This window comes from Nonomuraea sp. NPDC003707, assembly GCF_053587055.1.
Map to the genome: position 1 here is coordinate 654,478 of NZ_JBSFNK010000004.1, position 15,550 is coordinate 670,027.

Genomic DNA, 15,550 nt, shown 5'->3' on the forward strand with positions numbered 1-15,550 from the left:
GTGGCTGTCGGATGGTGTGGTGTGGGTGGTTGGGGTGTGGGAGGAGCTCTTGGGGCACGAAAGGGTGGCCTCGGGGTTCCAAACGCGGGGGCGTGACGCGGCCAAGGAGGGCGGCTGCGGGGATCGTTAGATAAAGGTCTGGTAAATCAAGCTTTCCCGAAAAATGACCGAATGTCGGAAGCTCGAGGGACCGGAATGAAGATCATTTAGAACGCTCCCATCACCACAAGACCCCGCAAACTACCCCAGAACCAAGACCATCAAGGCTTGGAAGCCATGCTGAGGTGGGAATCTTCCGTCCGGCCCGTGACCACGGCCTCCACCCGCATGATCAGGCGCTCGACGCCCATCGGGAAACGCCGCATGCCCAAATTCACCGGCTCTTAATCATCTGACCAGCAGAAACAACGTCCACCCTCTGTGGAATTTCGCCAGGGTCGGCTACCGTGCATATGTGCCCCCCGAGACAGTCGAGGTTCGTCGCAGTTCTCGTCGCCGGCGTACGGTCTCCGCCTACCGCGACGGCGACAAGACGATCGTGCTCCTGCCCGCCTGGCTGAGTGGCGAAGACGCAGATGAATGGGTGAGCCGGATGCTGGATCGGCTGGCCGCGAAGGAACGCCGACGAAGGCCCACCGACGAGGCGCTGCTCGAACGAGCCAGAGAACTGTCAGCGAAATTCCTCAACGGCATGGCGGAGCCGGCGAGCGTGCGCTGGGTCGACAACCAGCAGCACCGATGGGGCTCGTGCACCCCCGAGAATGGCACGATCAGGATCTCGACCAGGCTCAAGGGCCTGCCCGAATGGGTCATCAACTACGTGATCATCCACGAGTTGGTGCATCTGCTGGTGCCCAGCCACGGTGCCAAGTTCTGGGCGCTGGTAGAACAGTATCCCAAGGCAGAACGCGCGCGCGGGTTTCTGGAGGGATTCTCGGCCGCGGCCCAGACGGCACCGGAGGAGTGTTGACGCGCATCGCCGCGGTCCTGGTACGACAGCGCATGGCACAGGCGGCGCCCCCGGGCGTGGATCCCGCACGCTTCCTCGAAGCGGTCGCGGAGGACACCTACGAGATGGTCGCGGGGCTGGAACTCGTCACCCCGGTCCTGATCACCAGCGTTCCCGAGCTGGAGGAGATCGTCTGGCCGGGCACCGAAGTAATCACGATAAAAGACGACGAACCGCTAAAAATCATCCTTCAGCGCCTCAAAGCCGACCAAGTCGCAGTGATCAGCGCGGACGCGCCCGACCTGCCGCCCCTCCTCGTCGGCAAGCTGTTCAGGGAGCTCGGCAGGGCCGAGATCACCATCTGCCCGGCGGAGAACGGCGGCGCCGTGGCCATGGCCTGCGCGCTCCCCCCGCCCACCTGGGCGGACCCCGACCTCGACGACGAGCGGATCGTGGCCACCCTGCGCGCCCAGGCCCCGGGCCCCCGTAAGATCGCCACCACCCCGGGCTGGCACCGCCTGCGCACCCCCGAAGACGTCGAACGCCTCGACCCCGGCCTGGAAGGCTGGGAAAGCACCAGGGCGCTGATCAGGGCACGGTGAGCTCGGCCAGCACCGCCCGGTGGTCGGTCTTCGGCACGTCGCGCACGCTGACCTCCTTCACCCCCACCCGCTCGTCCACCAGTACGTGGTCGATCGTGATGATCGGCGGCACCCGCTTGTTCGCCGGCCACGTCGGTATCAGCCCGGCCCCCACGATGTCGGCCGCGTCCTTGTAGCCGCGGGCCAGCAGCCCGCGCAGGGCGGCGTGGTCGAGGGAGGCGTTGAAGTCACCCGCGATGATCCGGATCCGGTCGGGGGAAGTGGAGGGAAAGGCCGCCATGGCCTCGTTCCACTCGATGACCTGGGGCCCGAGCGGCGGGAACGGATGCGCGTCGATGAACTCGATCGGCTTCCCGCCCGGCAGCGAGATCAGCGCGGCGGGCATCTGGTGCCCGACCGGCGGCATCAGGTCCCACAGCGGCTCCACCGGATGCCTGGAGTAGAGCCCGCTCCCGCCGGCGCTCCACTCGTCCTGCAGCACGCGGTACGGCATCAGCTCCTTGAGCCCGGCCTCGTCGAGGTCGGTGACCGCCCCGGGGGTGAGCTCCTGCGTGCTCAGCACGTCGGGCTGGAACTCGCGTACCAGCTTCATGATCGTCGCAGTGTCGGCCCGGCCGAACAGCATGTTGATCGTCATGACCTTCAGCGGCCTGCCCGTGGTGGCCTCCGCCCTGCCCAGAGCCCTGGGCAGCACGCTGAAGCCGAGCGCGGTCGTGGCCAGCAGCGCGACGGCGGTCGCCGCCCGCTTACGCCCGACCGCGGCGATCAGGAGCGGGACCAGCGAGCCGGCCGCGGCGTACGGGGTGGCGGTCATGATCTGCGTGGGCAGCGACCCCCGCTCCAGACCGGCCACCCGCGCCACGGCCCACGCCGCGAACGGGGTCACGGCCAGCCAGGTCAAAGTAGTCGCGGGGAACTTCCGGCGCTTGCGCCCAGGTGTCACGATCGTGCCGCCGACGGCAGAAGTCTCCACGCAGCCCCCTATTTGGAACGACGCAAAAGACTCTAGCCAAACGCGCGTGAGCCCGAGCCAAGAGCCGCCTGTCCACGTGCGGCCAGCCGCCGCGTCGCCTCGTCGGACAGCTCGGGGATCGCGTCCACGGGGAACCAGCGCAGGTCGAGCGACTCGTCGCTGATCACGGCCTCGGCGCCGGGCGGGGCCACGGCCGCGTACTCGACGTCGAGATGCCAGCTATACGGCGGATGGCACCACACCTCGTGCCTGTCGACCGCGAGCGGCCCGGGCAGCAGCTCAAGCCCGGAAATTCCCGACTCCTCCCATGCTTCCCGCAGAGCAACCTCCACGAGCGACATGTCGGAAATCTCGCAGTGGCCACCCATGGGCAGCCACTTCTTGGCCTTCGGATGCAGCGTGAGCAGCACCTGCGTGCCGTCGTGCGACAGCACCGCCGTGGTGGCCGTCAGATGCCCCGGTACGCATTCCCGCAGCATCGCGTCGTCATGCGCACGCAAATGCTCCAGGAACTCCAGGCGCAACGCCTCTTCCTCGGGCGTGGGCGCGCTCCACGCGGACAGCACCGCCACCGCGTCGCCGTGCAGGCTCAACTCTTGTCGCCCTTGTCGCCCTTGTCACCTTCGTCGTCCGGCTTCGCCTCCAGCTGGGAGATGTCCCAGGCCGCCTCACCGCGTACGAACGCGTCGGGATCGTCGAGGTCGTCGGCCGTCGGCATGAGATCGGGGTGCCCCCACAGCGCGTCGCGCCCCTCGAGCCCGCGCTCGCTCTCCAGCGCGCGCCACAGCGCCGCCGCCTCACGCAGCCGCCGGGGCCGCAGCTCCAGCCCCACCAGTGTGCCGAACGTCAGCTCCGCGGGCCCACCGGTCGCGCGCCGCCGGCGTACGGTCTCCGCCAGCGCCACGGCGGAGGGCAGCTTGCCCTCGGCGGCCTGGTCGACCACGGTGGCCACCCACCCCTCGACCAGGGCGAGCATCGTCTCCAGCCGCGCCAGAGCGGCCTTCTGCCGCTCGGTCTCCTCGGGCTTGAGCAGGTTGCCCCCGCTCAGCGCCTCCTGGATCGCCTGGGGATTGTTGATGTCGAGACCGCGGATCTGCTCCTCGAGCGCCGAGGTGTCGACCGTGATGCCCTTGGCGTATTCCTCGACCGCGCCCAGCAGGTGGGAGCGCAGCCACGGGACGTGCTGGAACAGCCGGTGGTGCGCGGCCTCGCGCAGCGCCAGGTAGAGCCGGATCTCGTCGGCCGGGATCTCCAGCCCCTCGCTGAACGAGGCGATGCCCCCGGGCAGCAGCGCGGCCGTGTCGGACAGCGGCAGGCCGATGTCGGTGGTGCCGACCACCTCGCGGGCCAGCGAACTGATCGCCTGCCCGATCTGCTGGCCGACCATCATGCCGCCCATCTGCTTGAGCATGCCGAGCAGCGGGCCGGCCATCTGCTGGGCCTCGGGAGGCAGCCCGGATCCGCCGAGCGCGCCGCCCATGGTCTCGACCATGCGCTCCGCGATCGGCTCGCAGAGCTTGCGCCAGACCGGGATGGTGTTCTCGATCCACTCGGACCGGCTCCAGGCCTGCGGGTTGGACACGCCGCTCGGCAGCGTCGTCGCCTCGTTCAGCCACAGGTCGGCCAGGCTCAGCGCGTCGACGATCTGACGGCGCTCGCCTTCCATGACGCTCGGATCGCCTTGGGCGACCACAGCGTGCCGGGCGATGTTCTTCGCCATGTCCCAGTTGACAGGGCCTGAGCCCTGAGGCGCCGACAGCATGTCAGCGAACTGGCGCATCGCCTGAGCCATCTGCTCAGGGTTGCCGAACATGGCGAACGGGTTCTCGTTAGGGTCGTTTTCGCGACCTGGCAGGTCAGTCACCGCTCTACCTCGTGCAGGATGGAGGAGTCCACATCCGCCACGTTAGTCGTCCTACGGCGGATCAGTGCAAAGTGAGGACCTGGTGCCTACCTCGAAACGCCCGAGCCAACCCGTAGTAGCCGTCACCGGAGCGGCCTCCGGCATAGGCCGAGAGCTGCTCGCGAGGCTCGTATCCTCCGCGGATTTCCGCAGGGTGGTGGCCATTGACGAGGAGCGCGGTGATGTCGGGGAAGCCACGTGGAGAGTGATCGACGTACGGGATCCGCTCTTGGCGAACCGGATCTCCGACATCGACGTCCTGGTCCATCTGGCCGGTGACTACGCCGTCGACTCCGACCCGTCCGAGCGGCGCGCGTACAACCTGCGGGCCGCCCAGACGGTGCTGACCGCCTGCGCGGCGGCGCGCGTGCGGCGTGTGGTGCTGGTCACGAGCGCGATGGTGTACGGCGCCGCGCCCGACAACGAGGTGCCCCTGCCCGAAGACGCCCCCGTGGCGGCCGAGCCCGACACCGGCGTCGTGGGCGACTACCTGGAGATCGAGTCCCTGGTACGCCGGTCGCTGCGCAGCCACCCCGGCCTGGAGGTCACCGTGCTGCGCCCGGCCGCGGTCGTCGGCCCGGGAGTGGACACCGTCATCACCCGTCACTTCGAGTCGCCCAGGCTCCTGACGGTCAAGGGCTGCAACCCGCGCTGGCAGTTCTGCCACATCGATGACCTGGTCTCGGCACTCGACCTGGCCGCCCGCGGTGTCGTCACGGGCGTGGTCGCCGTCGGCTCCGACGGATGGATGGAGCAGGAGCAGGTCGAGGAGCTGTCGAGCATCCGCAGGTTCGAGCTGCCCGCGGGGCTGACGTTCAGCACGGCCCAGCGCCTCCACCGGCTCGGCATCACCCCGGCCCCGGCGACCGACCTGCACTACGTCGTCTACCCGTGGGTCGTCGACTGCACGGCGCTGCGCGAGGCGGGCTGGAAGCCCTCGTGGACGAACGAGGCCGCGTTCGAGGAGCTCCTGGAGCTGCGCGAGAACAGGACGACCGTGGTCGGCCGGCGCCTGCCCGTCAAGGAGGCCACGCTCACCGCGGCCGGCGCCACCGTGGCCGTCATCGGCACCGCCGCGATCGTCCGCCAGGTGCGCAAGAAGCGGCGCGGCTGAGAAATCCGCCGTCAACCCGGCCTTGACCAGGTACGACGGCGTTTCGGGAGTCCAGCGGGCGGATTTCTTGTTGGTAGGCTCTTTGCGTGGACGTCATCCGGTTGCTCGGCATTCGTGATACCGCGCTCTCCGTCGACGAGGTGCTGGCCGCCGTGGGCGACCACGCCGCCGGCGGCACCGCCCTCTTCGTGGGCACCGTGCGCGAGCAGGACCACGGAAAACCGGTGACCGGGCTCTCCTACTCGGCCCACCCCTCGGCGGAGGCCGAGCTGCGGCAGGTCGCCGAGAAGGTGGCCGCCGACTTCCCCGTGACGGCGCTGGCCGCCGTCCACCGCGTGGGCGATCTGGAGCTGGGCGAGGCGGCCGTCATCGTCGCGGTGGCCGCACCCCACAGGGACGAGGCGTTCAAGGCGTCGAGACGGCTGATCGACGACCTGAAGGCAAACGTCCCCATCTGGAAACACCAGGTGTTCGCCGACGGTGAGACCGAATGGGTCGGCGCCGGCGAATAAGCTCATCGACATGTCACGACGCGCCCTGACCCTTCTGCTCGCGGGATTCCTTGTGCTCGCGCTCGGCGTGGTGGGCGCGTTCAGTCCGGTCCCGTACGTCGTGCTGAGCCCCGGCCCGACCGAGAACACGATCGGCGAGGTCGACAAGAAGCCCGTGATCTCGATCAAGGGGCGGGAGACCTACGCGACCAGCGGCGCGCTGAGCCTGGTCACGGTGGCCTACCAAGGCGGCCCGGCCGCCCAGATCGACCTGCTGACGGCGTTGCGCGGCTGGATCGACCCGACCGTGGCGGTGGTCCCGCAGGAGACCATCTTCGCTCCCAATCGCGACCCCAAGGAGGTCGAGGAGGAGAACACGGTCGAGATGACCAACTCCCAGGACTCCGCCAGGGCCGCCGCCCTCAGCGAGCTCAAGATCCCCTTCAACATGGTCGTGACCGTGGTCTCCACGGAAAAGGGCCGGCCCGCCGACGGCAAGCTGCTGAAGGGCGACGAGATCAACTCCGTGGACGGCAAGCCCGCGAAGGACGTCGACGTCGTTGGCGACGCGGTCAAGGCACACAAGCCGGGTGACAATGTGGCCTTCTCCGTCACCAGGGGAGGCCAGAAGCTCGACGTCACCGTGCCCACCGTGGCCGGGCCCAAGGGGCAGACCCTCGTGGGCGTGGTCATGCAGGCCAAGTACAAGTTCCCGTTCGACGTCGACATCAACGTCGGCGACGTCGGCGGGCCGAGCGCGGGGCTGATGTTCTCGCTCGGCATAGTCGACAAGCTGACGCCCGGTGAGATCACCGGCGGCAAGCGGATCGCCGGCACCGGCACGATCCAGCCGTCGGGAGAAGTCGGCGCGATCGGCGGCATCGCCCAGAAGATGGTGGGCGCGAAAGACTCCGGCGCGACGGTCTTCCTGACGCCCGCCGACAACTGCGCCGAGGCCATGCAAGCCGTGCCCGACGGGCTCCGGCTGGTCAGGGCCGACACGCTGCATGACGCGGTGCTCGCGCTCGACGCGCTGCGCACGGGCAAGGGAAACGTGCCCGCGTGCGAGGCCGGATGAAACTTCTGGAGCTCGCCGTGCGTTAGCCGTAGGGCTGGCACTGCGGTGTAAGTTGCCAGACACGGACCGTTTCTTCATCACGACGAGGGGTTGGCCTTGAGCTTCCGGACCCCAGGAGCCGGTAGGGCGATGCGCTTGCCCCGCCGTCCGAGACTGCTTCTGCCTGTGGCGATCGCTCTGGTGGCGATCGTGGCGCTATTTTTCCTATTTTCCGGTATTTATACCGACTATCTATGGTTTGACGCGGCCAAGTACACGTCGATCTTCACCGGCGTCCTGCTGACCGAGATCGTGCTGTTCCTGGTCGGCGCGCTGCTGATGGTCGGCATCGCGGGCGGCAACATGCTGCTGGCCTTCCGGACGCGGCCGATGTTCGGGCCGGCGATGTTCGGCGGGGGCAGCGGCGCCGACCGCTACCGCATGGCGCTCGACCCCCACCGCAAGCTGATCTTCATCGTCGGCATGGGCCTGCTCGCCCTCTTCTCCGGCTCCTCCTTCTCCGGCCAGTGGGAGACATGGCTGAAGTTCGTCAACGGAGAGTCGTTCGGCAAGCAGGACACGCTGTTCGGGCTGGACATCTCGTTCTACGTGTTCGACTATCCGTTCATCCGGATGGTGCTGAACTTCCTGTTCACCGCCGTGATCATCTCGATCGTGCTGGCGGCGATCACGCACTACCTGTACGGCGGGTTCCGGCTGCAGTCCCCGGGCGTGCACGCCTCCAGGGCGGCTCGCGTCCACCTGTCGGTGCTGCTCGGCGTCTTCGTCCTGCTGAAGGCCGTCGCCTACTGGGTCGACCGCTACGGCCTGGTCTTCTCCGACCGCGGGTTCGTCCACGGCGCGTCCTACACCGACGTCAACGCCGTCCTGCCGGCCAAGACCATCCTCGCGATCATCGCGCTGATCTGCGCCGCCCTGTTCTTCGCCGGGATCTTCCGGCCCGGCGGCATGCTCCCCGGCGTCTCGGCCGGCCTGCTCGTGCTCTCGGCCATCCTGATCGGCGGCGTCTACCCGGCGCTGGTCGAGCAGTTCCAGGTCAAGCCCAACCAGCAGGGCAAGGAAGCGGCCTACATCCAGCGCAACATCAACGCCACGCGCGAGGCGTACAACATCGACAAGACCGAGGTCGAAAACTACAACGCCGAGTCCGACCCGTCCAAGGTCCAGAAGGGGGGCGACGCCTCCGTCTCCGGCGTCCGGCTGCTCGACCCGGCGCTGCTCTCCTCGACGTATGAGCAGACGCAGCGCATCCGCGGTTTCTACAACTTCGGCGACACGCTCGACGTCGACCGCTACCCCGACAGCACCGGCAAGCTGGTCGACCATGTCGTCGGCGTGCGCGAGATGACCGGCCCGCCCGAGGGCCAGAACAACTGGATCAACCGGGCCCTGGTCTACACGCACGGCTACGGCTTCGTCGCCGCGCCGGGCAACCAGGTCGACGGCGGCGGCCTGCCCAACTACGACGCCAAGGACATGCCGGTCACCGGCCCCCTGGCGACCACCACCGGGCTGCGCCAGCCGCGCATCTACTTCGGCGAGGAGCCGGCCGCCGAGGAGTACATCATCGCGGGCGGCAACCCGAAGACGAAGGAGCTCGACTACCCGCAGACGGGCGGCACGGGCCAGGCCGACAACATCTACGACGGCAAGGGCGGCGTCCGCGTCGGCTCGTTCCTCAACAGGCTCGTCTACGCCGCCAAGTACGGCGAGGCGAACATCCTGCTGTCGGGCGACGTCAACGACAACTCCCAGATCCTGTACGTGCGCAACCCGCGCGACAGGGTCCAGAAGGTCGCGCCCTTCCTCACGCTCGACGGCAACCCCTACCCGGCGATCGTCGACGGGCGCATCACCTGGATCCTCGACGGCTACACCACGTCCAACGACTACCCGTACTCGCAGAGCGAGAGCCTCGGCGACATGACGCGCGACGCGTCCACCGACCGCCGCGTGATCGCCCAGCAGCCGAGCGACAAGGTCAACTACATCCGCAACTCCGTCAAGGCCACGGTCGACGCCTACGACGGCACGGTCACGCTCTACGGCTGGGACACCAACGACCCGCTGCTCAAGACCTGGAGCAAGGCGTTCCCGGGGGTCATCCGCCCGGCCTCGGAGATGAGCGCCGACCTGCGCAGCCACGTCCGCTACCCCGAAGACCTGTTCAAGGTGCAGCGCTACACGCTGTCGCGGTACCACATCACCAACCCGGCCGCCTTCTACAACGGCCAGGACTTCTGGAACGTCCCGGGCGACCCCACGCAGAACGACAAGAACATCAAGCAGCCGCCCTACTACCTGACCACCACGATGCCGGGCGGCACGCCGACGTTCTCGCTGACGACGACGTTCGTGCCGCGGCAGGGGAGCGCCAACCTGTCGGCGTTCATGGCGGTCGACTCGTCGGCCGGCTCCGGCTACGGCCGACTGCGCATCCTGCGCATGCCGTCCAACACTCCCATCCCGGGCCCCGGACAGGTGCAGAACGCCTTCCAGAGCCGCCTCGCCGGCCAGCTCAACGTGATGGGCGTGGGTAGCTCGTCGCTCCGGTACGGCAACCTGCTGACGCTGCCGTACGCGGGCGGCCTGCTCTACGTCGAGCCGGTGTACGTCCAGGTGGCCGCGGGCGGTGGCCAGGAGCCGTACCCGATCCTGCAGCGGGTCCTGGTGTCGTACGGCAACAAGATCGGCGTCGGGCCTGACCTGGAGAAGGCGCTCGCGGAGGTCTTCGGCGGCCAGCAACAGCAGCCGAACACCCCCACCGAGCAGAACGTCCCCAACCAGGCCAACACGGCGATCAACTCGGCGATCGCCAATGCCAAGAAGGCGTACGAGGACGCGCAGAAGGCCCTGCAGTCCAGTCCGCCCAACTGGGATGCCTACGGCGAGGCGCAGAAGAGGCTGGAGGAGGCGCTGAAGGCGCTGGAAGGGGCCAACGCCCAGCAGCCCAAGCCCTCGGCGACCCCGTCGGCCACTCCATCCGCCAGTCCGTCGGCGACCCCGTCGGTCGCGCCGTCGAGCACGCCTTCCGTCTCGCCATCGCCTACGGGATCGCAGGCGGCAGGCACGTCCTAGCCCAATCGGTTTGCGTCCACCCCTCGTCGCCCACTAGTCTTTAAAGGCAACAACGCGACGCGGGGTGGAGCAGTTCGGTAGCTCGCTGGGCTCATAACCCAGAGGTCGCAGGTTCAAATCCTGCCCCCGCTACCAGCCCAGAAGCCCGGGCTCCTTAATCGGAGTCCGGGCTTTTGCTATTGGTCCCACAGGGGTCCGGGGATGCGTTCCCCGACCTGCGTGGGCCGTCCGCGGCCCTCCCTCAAGGGACGGCGGGCGGTTCGGGGTCGGGGTTGGTCAAAGCACTGTCGCGGGCCCTGTATAGTTATATCCAGAGACACCGACGCGGGGTGGAGCAGTTCGGTAGCTCGCTGGGCTCATAACCCAGAGGTCGCAGGTTCAAATCCTGTCCCCGCTACCAAGCCAGAGTCCCTGGTCACCGGAGAGATCCGGAGACCAGGGACTTTGTCGTTTTCCGACCTTGCCGCCATCGTCCCGCAAATGATTACATCATTACATGAGTGAACCCACGCTGTACGACTGGGCAGGCGGCACTGAGGCGTTCGAGCGGCTGGCCGAAGCGTTCTACCGCACGGTCGTCAAGGACGACCTGATCGGCCCGCTGTTCGCGCACATGGATCCCGATCACCCCAAATATGTGGCGATGTGGCTCAGCGAGGTCTTCGGCGGCCCCGACCGGTACACCAAGGAGCGCGGCGGCTACCCGAACATGCTCCGCCACCACCTCGGCAAGGCCATCACCGAGCCCCAGCGCCGCAGGTGGGTGAATCTCCTCATGGACGCGGCCGACGAAGTGGGGCTGCCTGACGACCCCGAGTTCAGGGCGGCGTTCGCCGGCTACGTCGAATGGGGCACCAGGCTGGCCAGGCACAACTCACAGCCGGACGCCACGCCTCCGCTTGAAGCTCCCGTGCCCCACTGGGGTTGGGGGGTCGCGCCGCCGTACCAGCCGTAACCTGGAGGAATGGGGAGCACGTCCCGCGGGAGGCTGCGCGTTCACTTGGGTGCGGCGCCCGGCGTGGGCAAGACGTACGACATGCTGAGCGAGGCGCACCGCGCCCGCGAACGTGGCAAGGACGTGGTCGTGGGCTTCGTCGAGACCCACGGCCGCGCCAGGACGGCCGGCCTGCTCGACGGACTCGAGGTCCTGCCGAGGCGGACGATGACCTACCGTGGCGCGACGTTCACCGAACTGGACGTCGATGCCGTCATCGCCCGCGCCCCCACCATGGCGCTGATCGACGAGCTCGCCCACACGAACGTTCCCGGCTCCCGCAACGTCAAGCGCTGGCAGGACATCGACGAAGTGCTCGACGCCGGCATCGACGTCGTCTCCACCCTCAACATCCAGCACCTCGAATCCCTGAACGACGTGGTCGAGCAGATCACCGGCGTGTCGCAGCGGGAGACCGTGCCCGACGAGGTGGTGCGCCGGGCCGACCAGATCGAGCTCGTCGACATGGCGCCCGAGGCGCTGCGCCGGCGGATGGCACACGGGAACGTCTACCCGCCCGATCGCGTCGACGCCGCGCTGGCCAACTACTTCCGCGTCGGCAACCTGACCGCCTTGAGGGAGATCGCCCTGATCTGGCTGGCGGACAAGGTGGACGAGCAACTCGACCAATATCGCGCGGAGCATGCCATAGCGGGCACCTGGGAGGCCCGCGAGCGCGTGGTCGTCGCCCTCACCGGAGGCCCGGAAGGGGACACGCTCATCCGCCGGGCCGCGCGCATCGCGGCCAGGAGCAAGGGGGCCGATCTGCTGGCCGTGCACGTCACGAGCGCCGACGGCCTGACCTCCGGCGGCGACCCCGCGAACCTGGTGCACCAGCGGGCCCTCGTCGAGGCCCTCGGCGGGTCCTACCACCAGGTGGTCGGCGACGACATCCCGCACGCGCTGCTGGAGTTCGCCCGTGGCGTGAACGCCACCCAGCTCGTGCTGGGCGCGTCGCGCAGGGGACGGCTCGCGCAGATTGTCGCGCGCGGCGTGGGTGTGACGACGACGGCGCTGTCCGGGTCGATCGACGTGCACATGGTGACGCACGAGGCGACCAGGACGGGCCGGGGGCGGGTGCGGTCGAGCGCCGCGCTGACGCGCCGGCGGCGGCTGTCCGGCTGGGGGCTGGCGCTGCTCGGGCCGCCACTGCTCACGGCCGCGCTCCAGCCGCTGGGCCTGTCGCTGCCCAGCGAGATCCCGCTCTTCCTGCTGCTGGTCGTCGGGGTGGCCCTGGTGGGCGGCATGTGGCCGGCGTTGACGGCGGCGGTGCTCGGGTTCGGGCTGCTCAACTGGTTCTTCACGCCGCCGCTGCACACGTTGACGATCGCCGAGCCGCAGAACGTGCTCGCGCTGACCACGTTCGTGCTGGTGGCGGTCATGGTCAGCACGGTCGTCGACCTGGCGGCCAGACGCAGCAGGGAGGCGGCGCGCTCGCGGGCGGACGCCGAGGTGCTGTCCACGCTGGCGGGTCACGTGCTGAGGGGCGACGCGGCGCTGCCGTCGCTGCTGGCCAGGACCCGGGAGACGTTCGGGTTCGGCTCGGTGACCCTGCTGGAGCGTACGGACGACTGGCACATCGTCGCCACCTCGGGCGGCGTGCCGTGCACGAGCCCGGGTACGGCCGACACCGACGTCGTGATCGACGAACGGCTCGTGCTCGCCGCCCGGGGACGGCTGCTGGACGCGAGCGACCGGCGGGTGCTGGAGGCGTTCGCGGCGGAGGCGGCGGTCGCCCTGCGCGAGCAGCGGCTGCGCGAGGCGGCCGAGCAGGCCGAGCCGCTGGCCGAGGCCGACAGGATGCGCACCGCTCTGCTGGCCGCCGTCAGCCACGACCTGCGTACGCCGCTCGCCTCGGCCAAGGCCGCGGTCGAGAGCCTGCGCAGCACCGACGTGACCTGGTCGGACGAGGACCGCGGCGAGCTGCTGGCCACCGCCGACGAGTCGCTGATCAAGCTGGACCGGCTCGTCGCGAACCTCCTCGACATGAGCCGCCTCCAAGCAGGCGTGCTCGGCGTGAACCTGGAGCCCGTGGCGATCGAGGACGTGCTGCCGCACGCCATCGACGACCTCGGCCCGCTACGCGACCAGATCCGCAGCGACCTCCCGCCCATCGTCCCCGAGATCATGGCCGATCCCGCTCTGCTGGAGCGCGTGCTCGTCAACGTCATGTCGAACGCCGTCCGCTACAGCCCCGACGGCGAGCCCGTGGTCGTCAACGCCAGCTGGCACGGTGACAACGTGGAGATCCGCATCATCGACCGGGGCCCCGGAATTCCGCCGGAAGCGCATGAAAGGGTGTTCATGCCGTTCCAGCGGCTCGGCGACCGCGCCAGTCACACGGGCGTGGGGCTCGGCCTGGCGCTCTCGCGCGGCCTCACCGAGGCGATGGGCGGCACGCTCGTGCTGGAGGACACGCCCGGAGGGGGACTGACCATGACCGTCTCGCTGCGGAGACACCCGTGACCCGCGTGCTGGTGGTGGACGACGAGCCGCAGATCCTGCGTGCGCTGCGCGTCAACCTGGCCGCCCGGCAGTACGAGGTGGCCGTCGCGGCCGACGGCGGCTCGGCGCTGCGCCAGGCCGCCGAATGGCATCCCGACCTGGTCATCCTCGATCTCGGGCTGCCCGATCTGGACGGCGTGGAGGTGATCGAGGGCCTGCGCGGCTGGACCGCCGTGCCGATCATCGTCCTCTCAGGGCGCGCGGACAGCACCGACAAGGTGGACGCACTCGACGCCGGCGCCGACGACTACGTGACGAAGCCGTTCAGCATCGACGAGCTGCTCGCCCGCGTCCGCGCGGTGACCCGCCGCACGGGCCAGCACGAGGAGGAGACCGCCACGGTGCGGCTGGGCGATCACGTGATCGACCTCTCCAGCAAGACGATCTCGGGAGGGGTACGGCTGACGCCCACGGAGTGGCACTTCCTGGAGATCCTGCTGCGTAACCCGGGCAAGCTGATCAGCCAGCGCCAGCTGCTGCGGGAGGTCTGGGGAGACTCCTACCTCAAGGAGACGCACTACCTGCGCCAGTACATGGCCCAGCTCCGGCGCAAGCTCGAACGGGATCCCGCCCGTCCGGTGCACCTGCTGACCGAGTCGGGGATGGGCTACCGGTTCCAGCCGTCGGCCTCCTCCGAGTAGCAGTGGGCTGACGGCCCGACGAGCATCACGACCGCTCGCTGTACGGCCCAGCCCAGGAGCAGGATCCCGAAGGCCACCTGCACGACCCGCATCCAGAGGGAAGAGCTCTGATCGGCATAAACCACGACGCCGACCCACATAAGGCCGAATATCCCGACTAGTGCGACTGCCGCCCAGTTCAACCCGCGCTGCCACATATGCGAAGTCTTACAGCCGGTCAGCCAAGGCCGGGTATGGGCCGAGTGCTCATCGGGTCAGCGGCTAATGCGGGAGGGTCCGCCTCATGCCGACGCACCGGCGCAGGCGCATTCCGCGCGGGCGCTGGGGGACGGACTCCTCCAGGCAGGCGAGCAGCAGGGCTGCCGTACGGGCGTCCGCCAGGATGCGCTGCACGGCCTCGCCGTCCTCCGGCATCTGGCCGCGCTCGGACAGCTCGTGCTTGAGGAACGCCATGGGGTCGGGCGCCTCCGCGATGTCGGCCGCCACCGTCGCCCGCGCCGCCGTGAGCAGACGCAGGTAGTGGGTACGGAGTACGGCCTCGCGCATGCGGGCGTGTTCGAGGTCGTCGATCAGCGTCCTTGCGATTCTCAGCAGGTCTCCGGCATGGGTCGCCTCGTCGGCGAGGAAGGCACGGATGTCGTCGAACTCCGAGCGGGTCATAGCGGGCACCTCCGAGAGCGCAGTCTGCTCGTAGGTACTTCGTACCTGGCAGCGATTGCGGATGACTTGCCGACGGCTTGACAGCTGGGGCGCCGACCTGGGTGTCCTTGGTGAGGTTTGGGCGTTGCGTGGTGAGGGAACAACCACGTGATTACCTGAGTGGCGCGAAGTGGGTGCGTCGGGCTGCTAGAGTTGCTTCGCGCAGGGCGGCCGAGGGAGTCCACAGAGACTCCCGGAGACGCCCGGCAAATCCCACTTACTTCGAGGGTTGCCCTTCGGTGGATTCGCACCGGTTCGGATGGCCTGGTAAGTTAGAGGGGTTGTCCCGGAAACGGGGCGGGTCTTAATTCCAGCAAGTCGAGCAAGTCGGGTCAATTTGACAGGGACTTGAACGGCTGAAAGAATAAAGACACAACGAAATGAACGCCTCCGAGCGAAAGACCGGAACGGTTTTGAGCAAGGAAGTACGCGTCCGTTTCTTGAGAACTCAACAGTGTGTTAAAAGCCAGTGCATGAGATACACATGCATATCCCCGTCATTTATGACGGAAATTGCTTGGAT

General features: G+C 68.4%; 14 protein-coding genes and 2 tRNA genes. 11 read left to right on the forward strand and 5 right to left on the reverse strand.

Features of this window, described 5'->3' with window-relative positions; genetic code table 11:
* The first annotated feature begins 454 nt into the window (after positions 1–454).
* Positions 455–970, forward strand: coding sequence for a M48 metallopeptidase family protein (locus tag ACWDRB_RS13865; RefSeq protein ID WP_350725375.1), 516 nt, complete (start codon positions 455–457; stop codon positions 968–970).
* On the forward strand, positions 967–1,551 hold the full coding sequence (locus ACWDRB_RS13870) for a DUF2064 domain-containing protein (RefSeq protein WP_449893689.1): 585 nt from the start codon (positions 967–969) through the stop codon (positions 1,549–1,551). Before ACWDRB_RS13865 ends, ACWDRB_RS13870 begins: the two co-directional genes overlap by 4 nt.
* On the opposite strand, the gene ACWDRB_RS13875 is transcribed toward ACWDRB_RS13870, so the two are convergent.
* The 3 genes from ACWDRB_RS13875 to ACWDRB_RS13885 are packed head-to-tail and all read right to left on the reverse strand — an operon-like array spanning position 1,538 to position 4,388.
* A complete protein-coding gene (locus tag ACWDRB_RS13875) occupies positions 1,538–2,524 on the reverse strand; it encodes an endonuclease/exonuclease/phosphatase family protein (protein WP_449893691.1) in 987 nt (328 codons plus the stop codon). The two genes, ACWDRB_RS13870 and ACWDRB_RS13875, sit on opposite strands and share 14 nt — an antisense overlap.
* Before the next feature lie 32 nt (positions 2,525–2,556).
* Positions 2,557–3,117 carry an NUDIX hydrolase gene (locus tag ACWDRB_RS13880; protein ID WP_449893693.1) on the reverse strand — a complete coding sequence of 187 codons (561 nt, stop codon included), beginning with the start codon at positions 3,115–3,117 and terminating at the stop codon, positions 2,557–2,559.
* On the reverse strand, positions 3,114–4,388 hold the full coding sequence (locus ACWDRB_RS13885; RefSeq protein WP_449893695.1) for a zinc-dependent metalloprotease: 1,275 nt from the start codon (positions 4,386–4,388) through the stop codon (positions 3,114–3,116). Before ACWDRB_RS13885 ends, ACWDRB_RS13880 begins: the two co-directional genes overlap by 4 nt.
* A gap of 79 nt (positions 4,389–4,467) precedes the next feature.
* Here ACWDRB_RS13885 and ACWDRB_RS13890 point away from each other — a divergent pair, with 79 nt between their 5' ends.
* From ACWDRB_RS13890 to ACWDRB_RS13930, 9 genes are all read left to right on the forward strand, one after another.
* Positions 4,468–5,541, forward strand: a complete 1,074-nt coding sequence (locus ACWDRB_RS13890; RefSeq protein ID WP_350726185.1) for an NAD-dependent epimerase/dehydratase family protein — start codon at positions 4,468–4,470, stop codon at positions 5,539–5,541.
* Positions 5,542–5,627: 86 nt separating this feature from the next.
* On the forward strand, positions 5,628–6,053 hold the full coding sequence (locus ACWDRB_RS13895) for a molybdenum cofactor biosynthesis protein MoaE (protein WP_350725367.1): 426 nt from the start codon (positions 5,628–5,630) through the stop codon (positions 6,051–6,053).
* 10 nt (positions 6,054–6,063) lie between these two features.
* A complete protein-coding gene (locus ACWDRB_RS13900) occupies positions 6,064–7,110 on the forward strand; it encodes a YlbL family protein (protein WP_449893699.1) in 1,047 nt (348 codons plus the stop codon).
* Positions 7,111–7,239: 129 nt separating this feature from the next.
* A complete protein-coding gene (locus ACWDRB_RS13905; RefSeq protein WP_449893701.1) occupies positions 7,240–10,188 on the forward strand; it encodes a UPF0182 family membrane protein in 2,949 nt (982 codons plus the stop codon).
* Between the two features lie 58 nt (positions 10,189–10,246).
* Positions 10,247–10,323, forward strand: a tRNA-Met gene (locus tag ACWDRB_RS13910).
* 188 nt (positions 10,324–10,511) lie between these two features.
* Positions 10,512–10,588, forward strand: a tRNA-Met gene (locus ACWDRB_RS13915).
* Positions 10,589–10,684: 96 nt separating this feature from the next.
* A complete protein-coding gene (locus tag ACWDRB_RS13920) occupies positions 10,685–11,143 on the forward strand; it encodes a group II truncated hemoglobin (protein WP_449893703.1) in 459 nt (152 codons plus the stop codon).
* 9 nt (positions 11,144–11,152) lie between these two features.
* Positions 11,153–13,648 carry a DUF4118 domain-containing protein gene (locus ACWDRB_RS13925; protein WP_449893705.1) on the forward strand — a complete coding sequence of 832 codons (2,496 nt, stop codon included), beginning with the start codon at positions 11,153–11,155 and terminating at the stop codon, positions 13,646–13,648.
* Entirely contained in the window at positions 13,645–14,328 is a 684-nt protein-coding gene (locus tag ACWDRB_RS13930; protein ID WP_449893707.1) for a response regulator, read from the forward strand. The genes ACWDRB_RS13925 and ACWDRB_RS13930 overlap by 4 nt, the downstream gene beginning before the upstream one ends.
* On the opposite strand, the gene ACWDRB_RS13935 is transcribed toward ACWDRB_RS13930, so the two are convergent.
* Positions 14,295–14,468, reverse strand: a complete 174-nt coding sequence (locus ACWDRB_RS13935; RefSeq protein WP_449893709.1) for a hypothetical protein — start codon at positions 14,466–14,468, stop codon at positions 14,295–14,297. The two genes, ACWDRB_RS13930 and ACWDRB_RS13935, sit on opposite strands and share 34 nt — an antisense overlap.
* Positions 14,469–14,589: 121 nt before the next feature.
* Positions 14,590–14,988, reverse strand: coding sequence for a hypothetical protein (locus ACWDRB_RS13940; protein ID WP_449893711.1), 399 nt, complete (start codon positions 14,986–14,988; stop codon positions 14,590–14,592).
* Positions 14,989–15,550 lie beyond the last annotated feature (562 nt).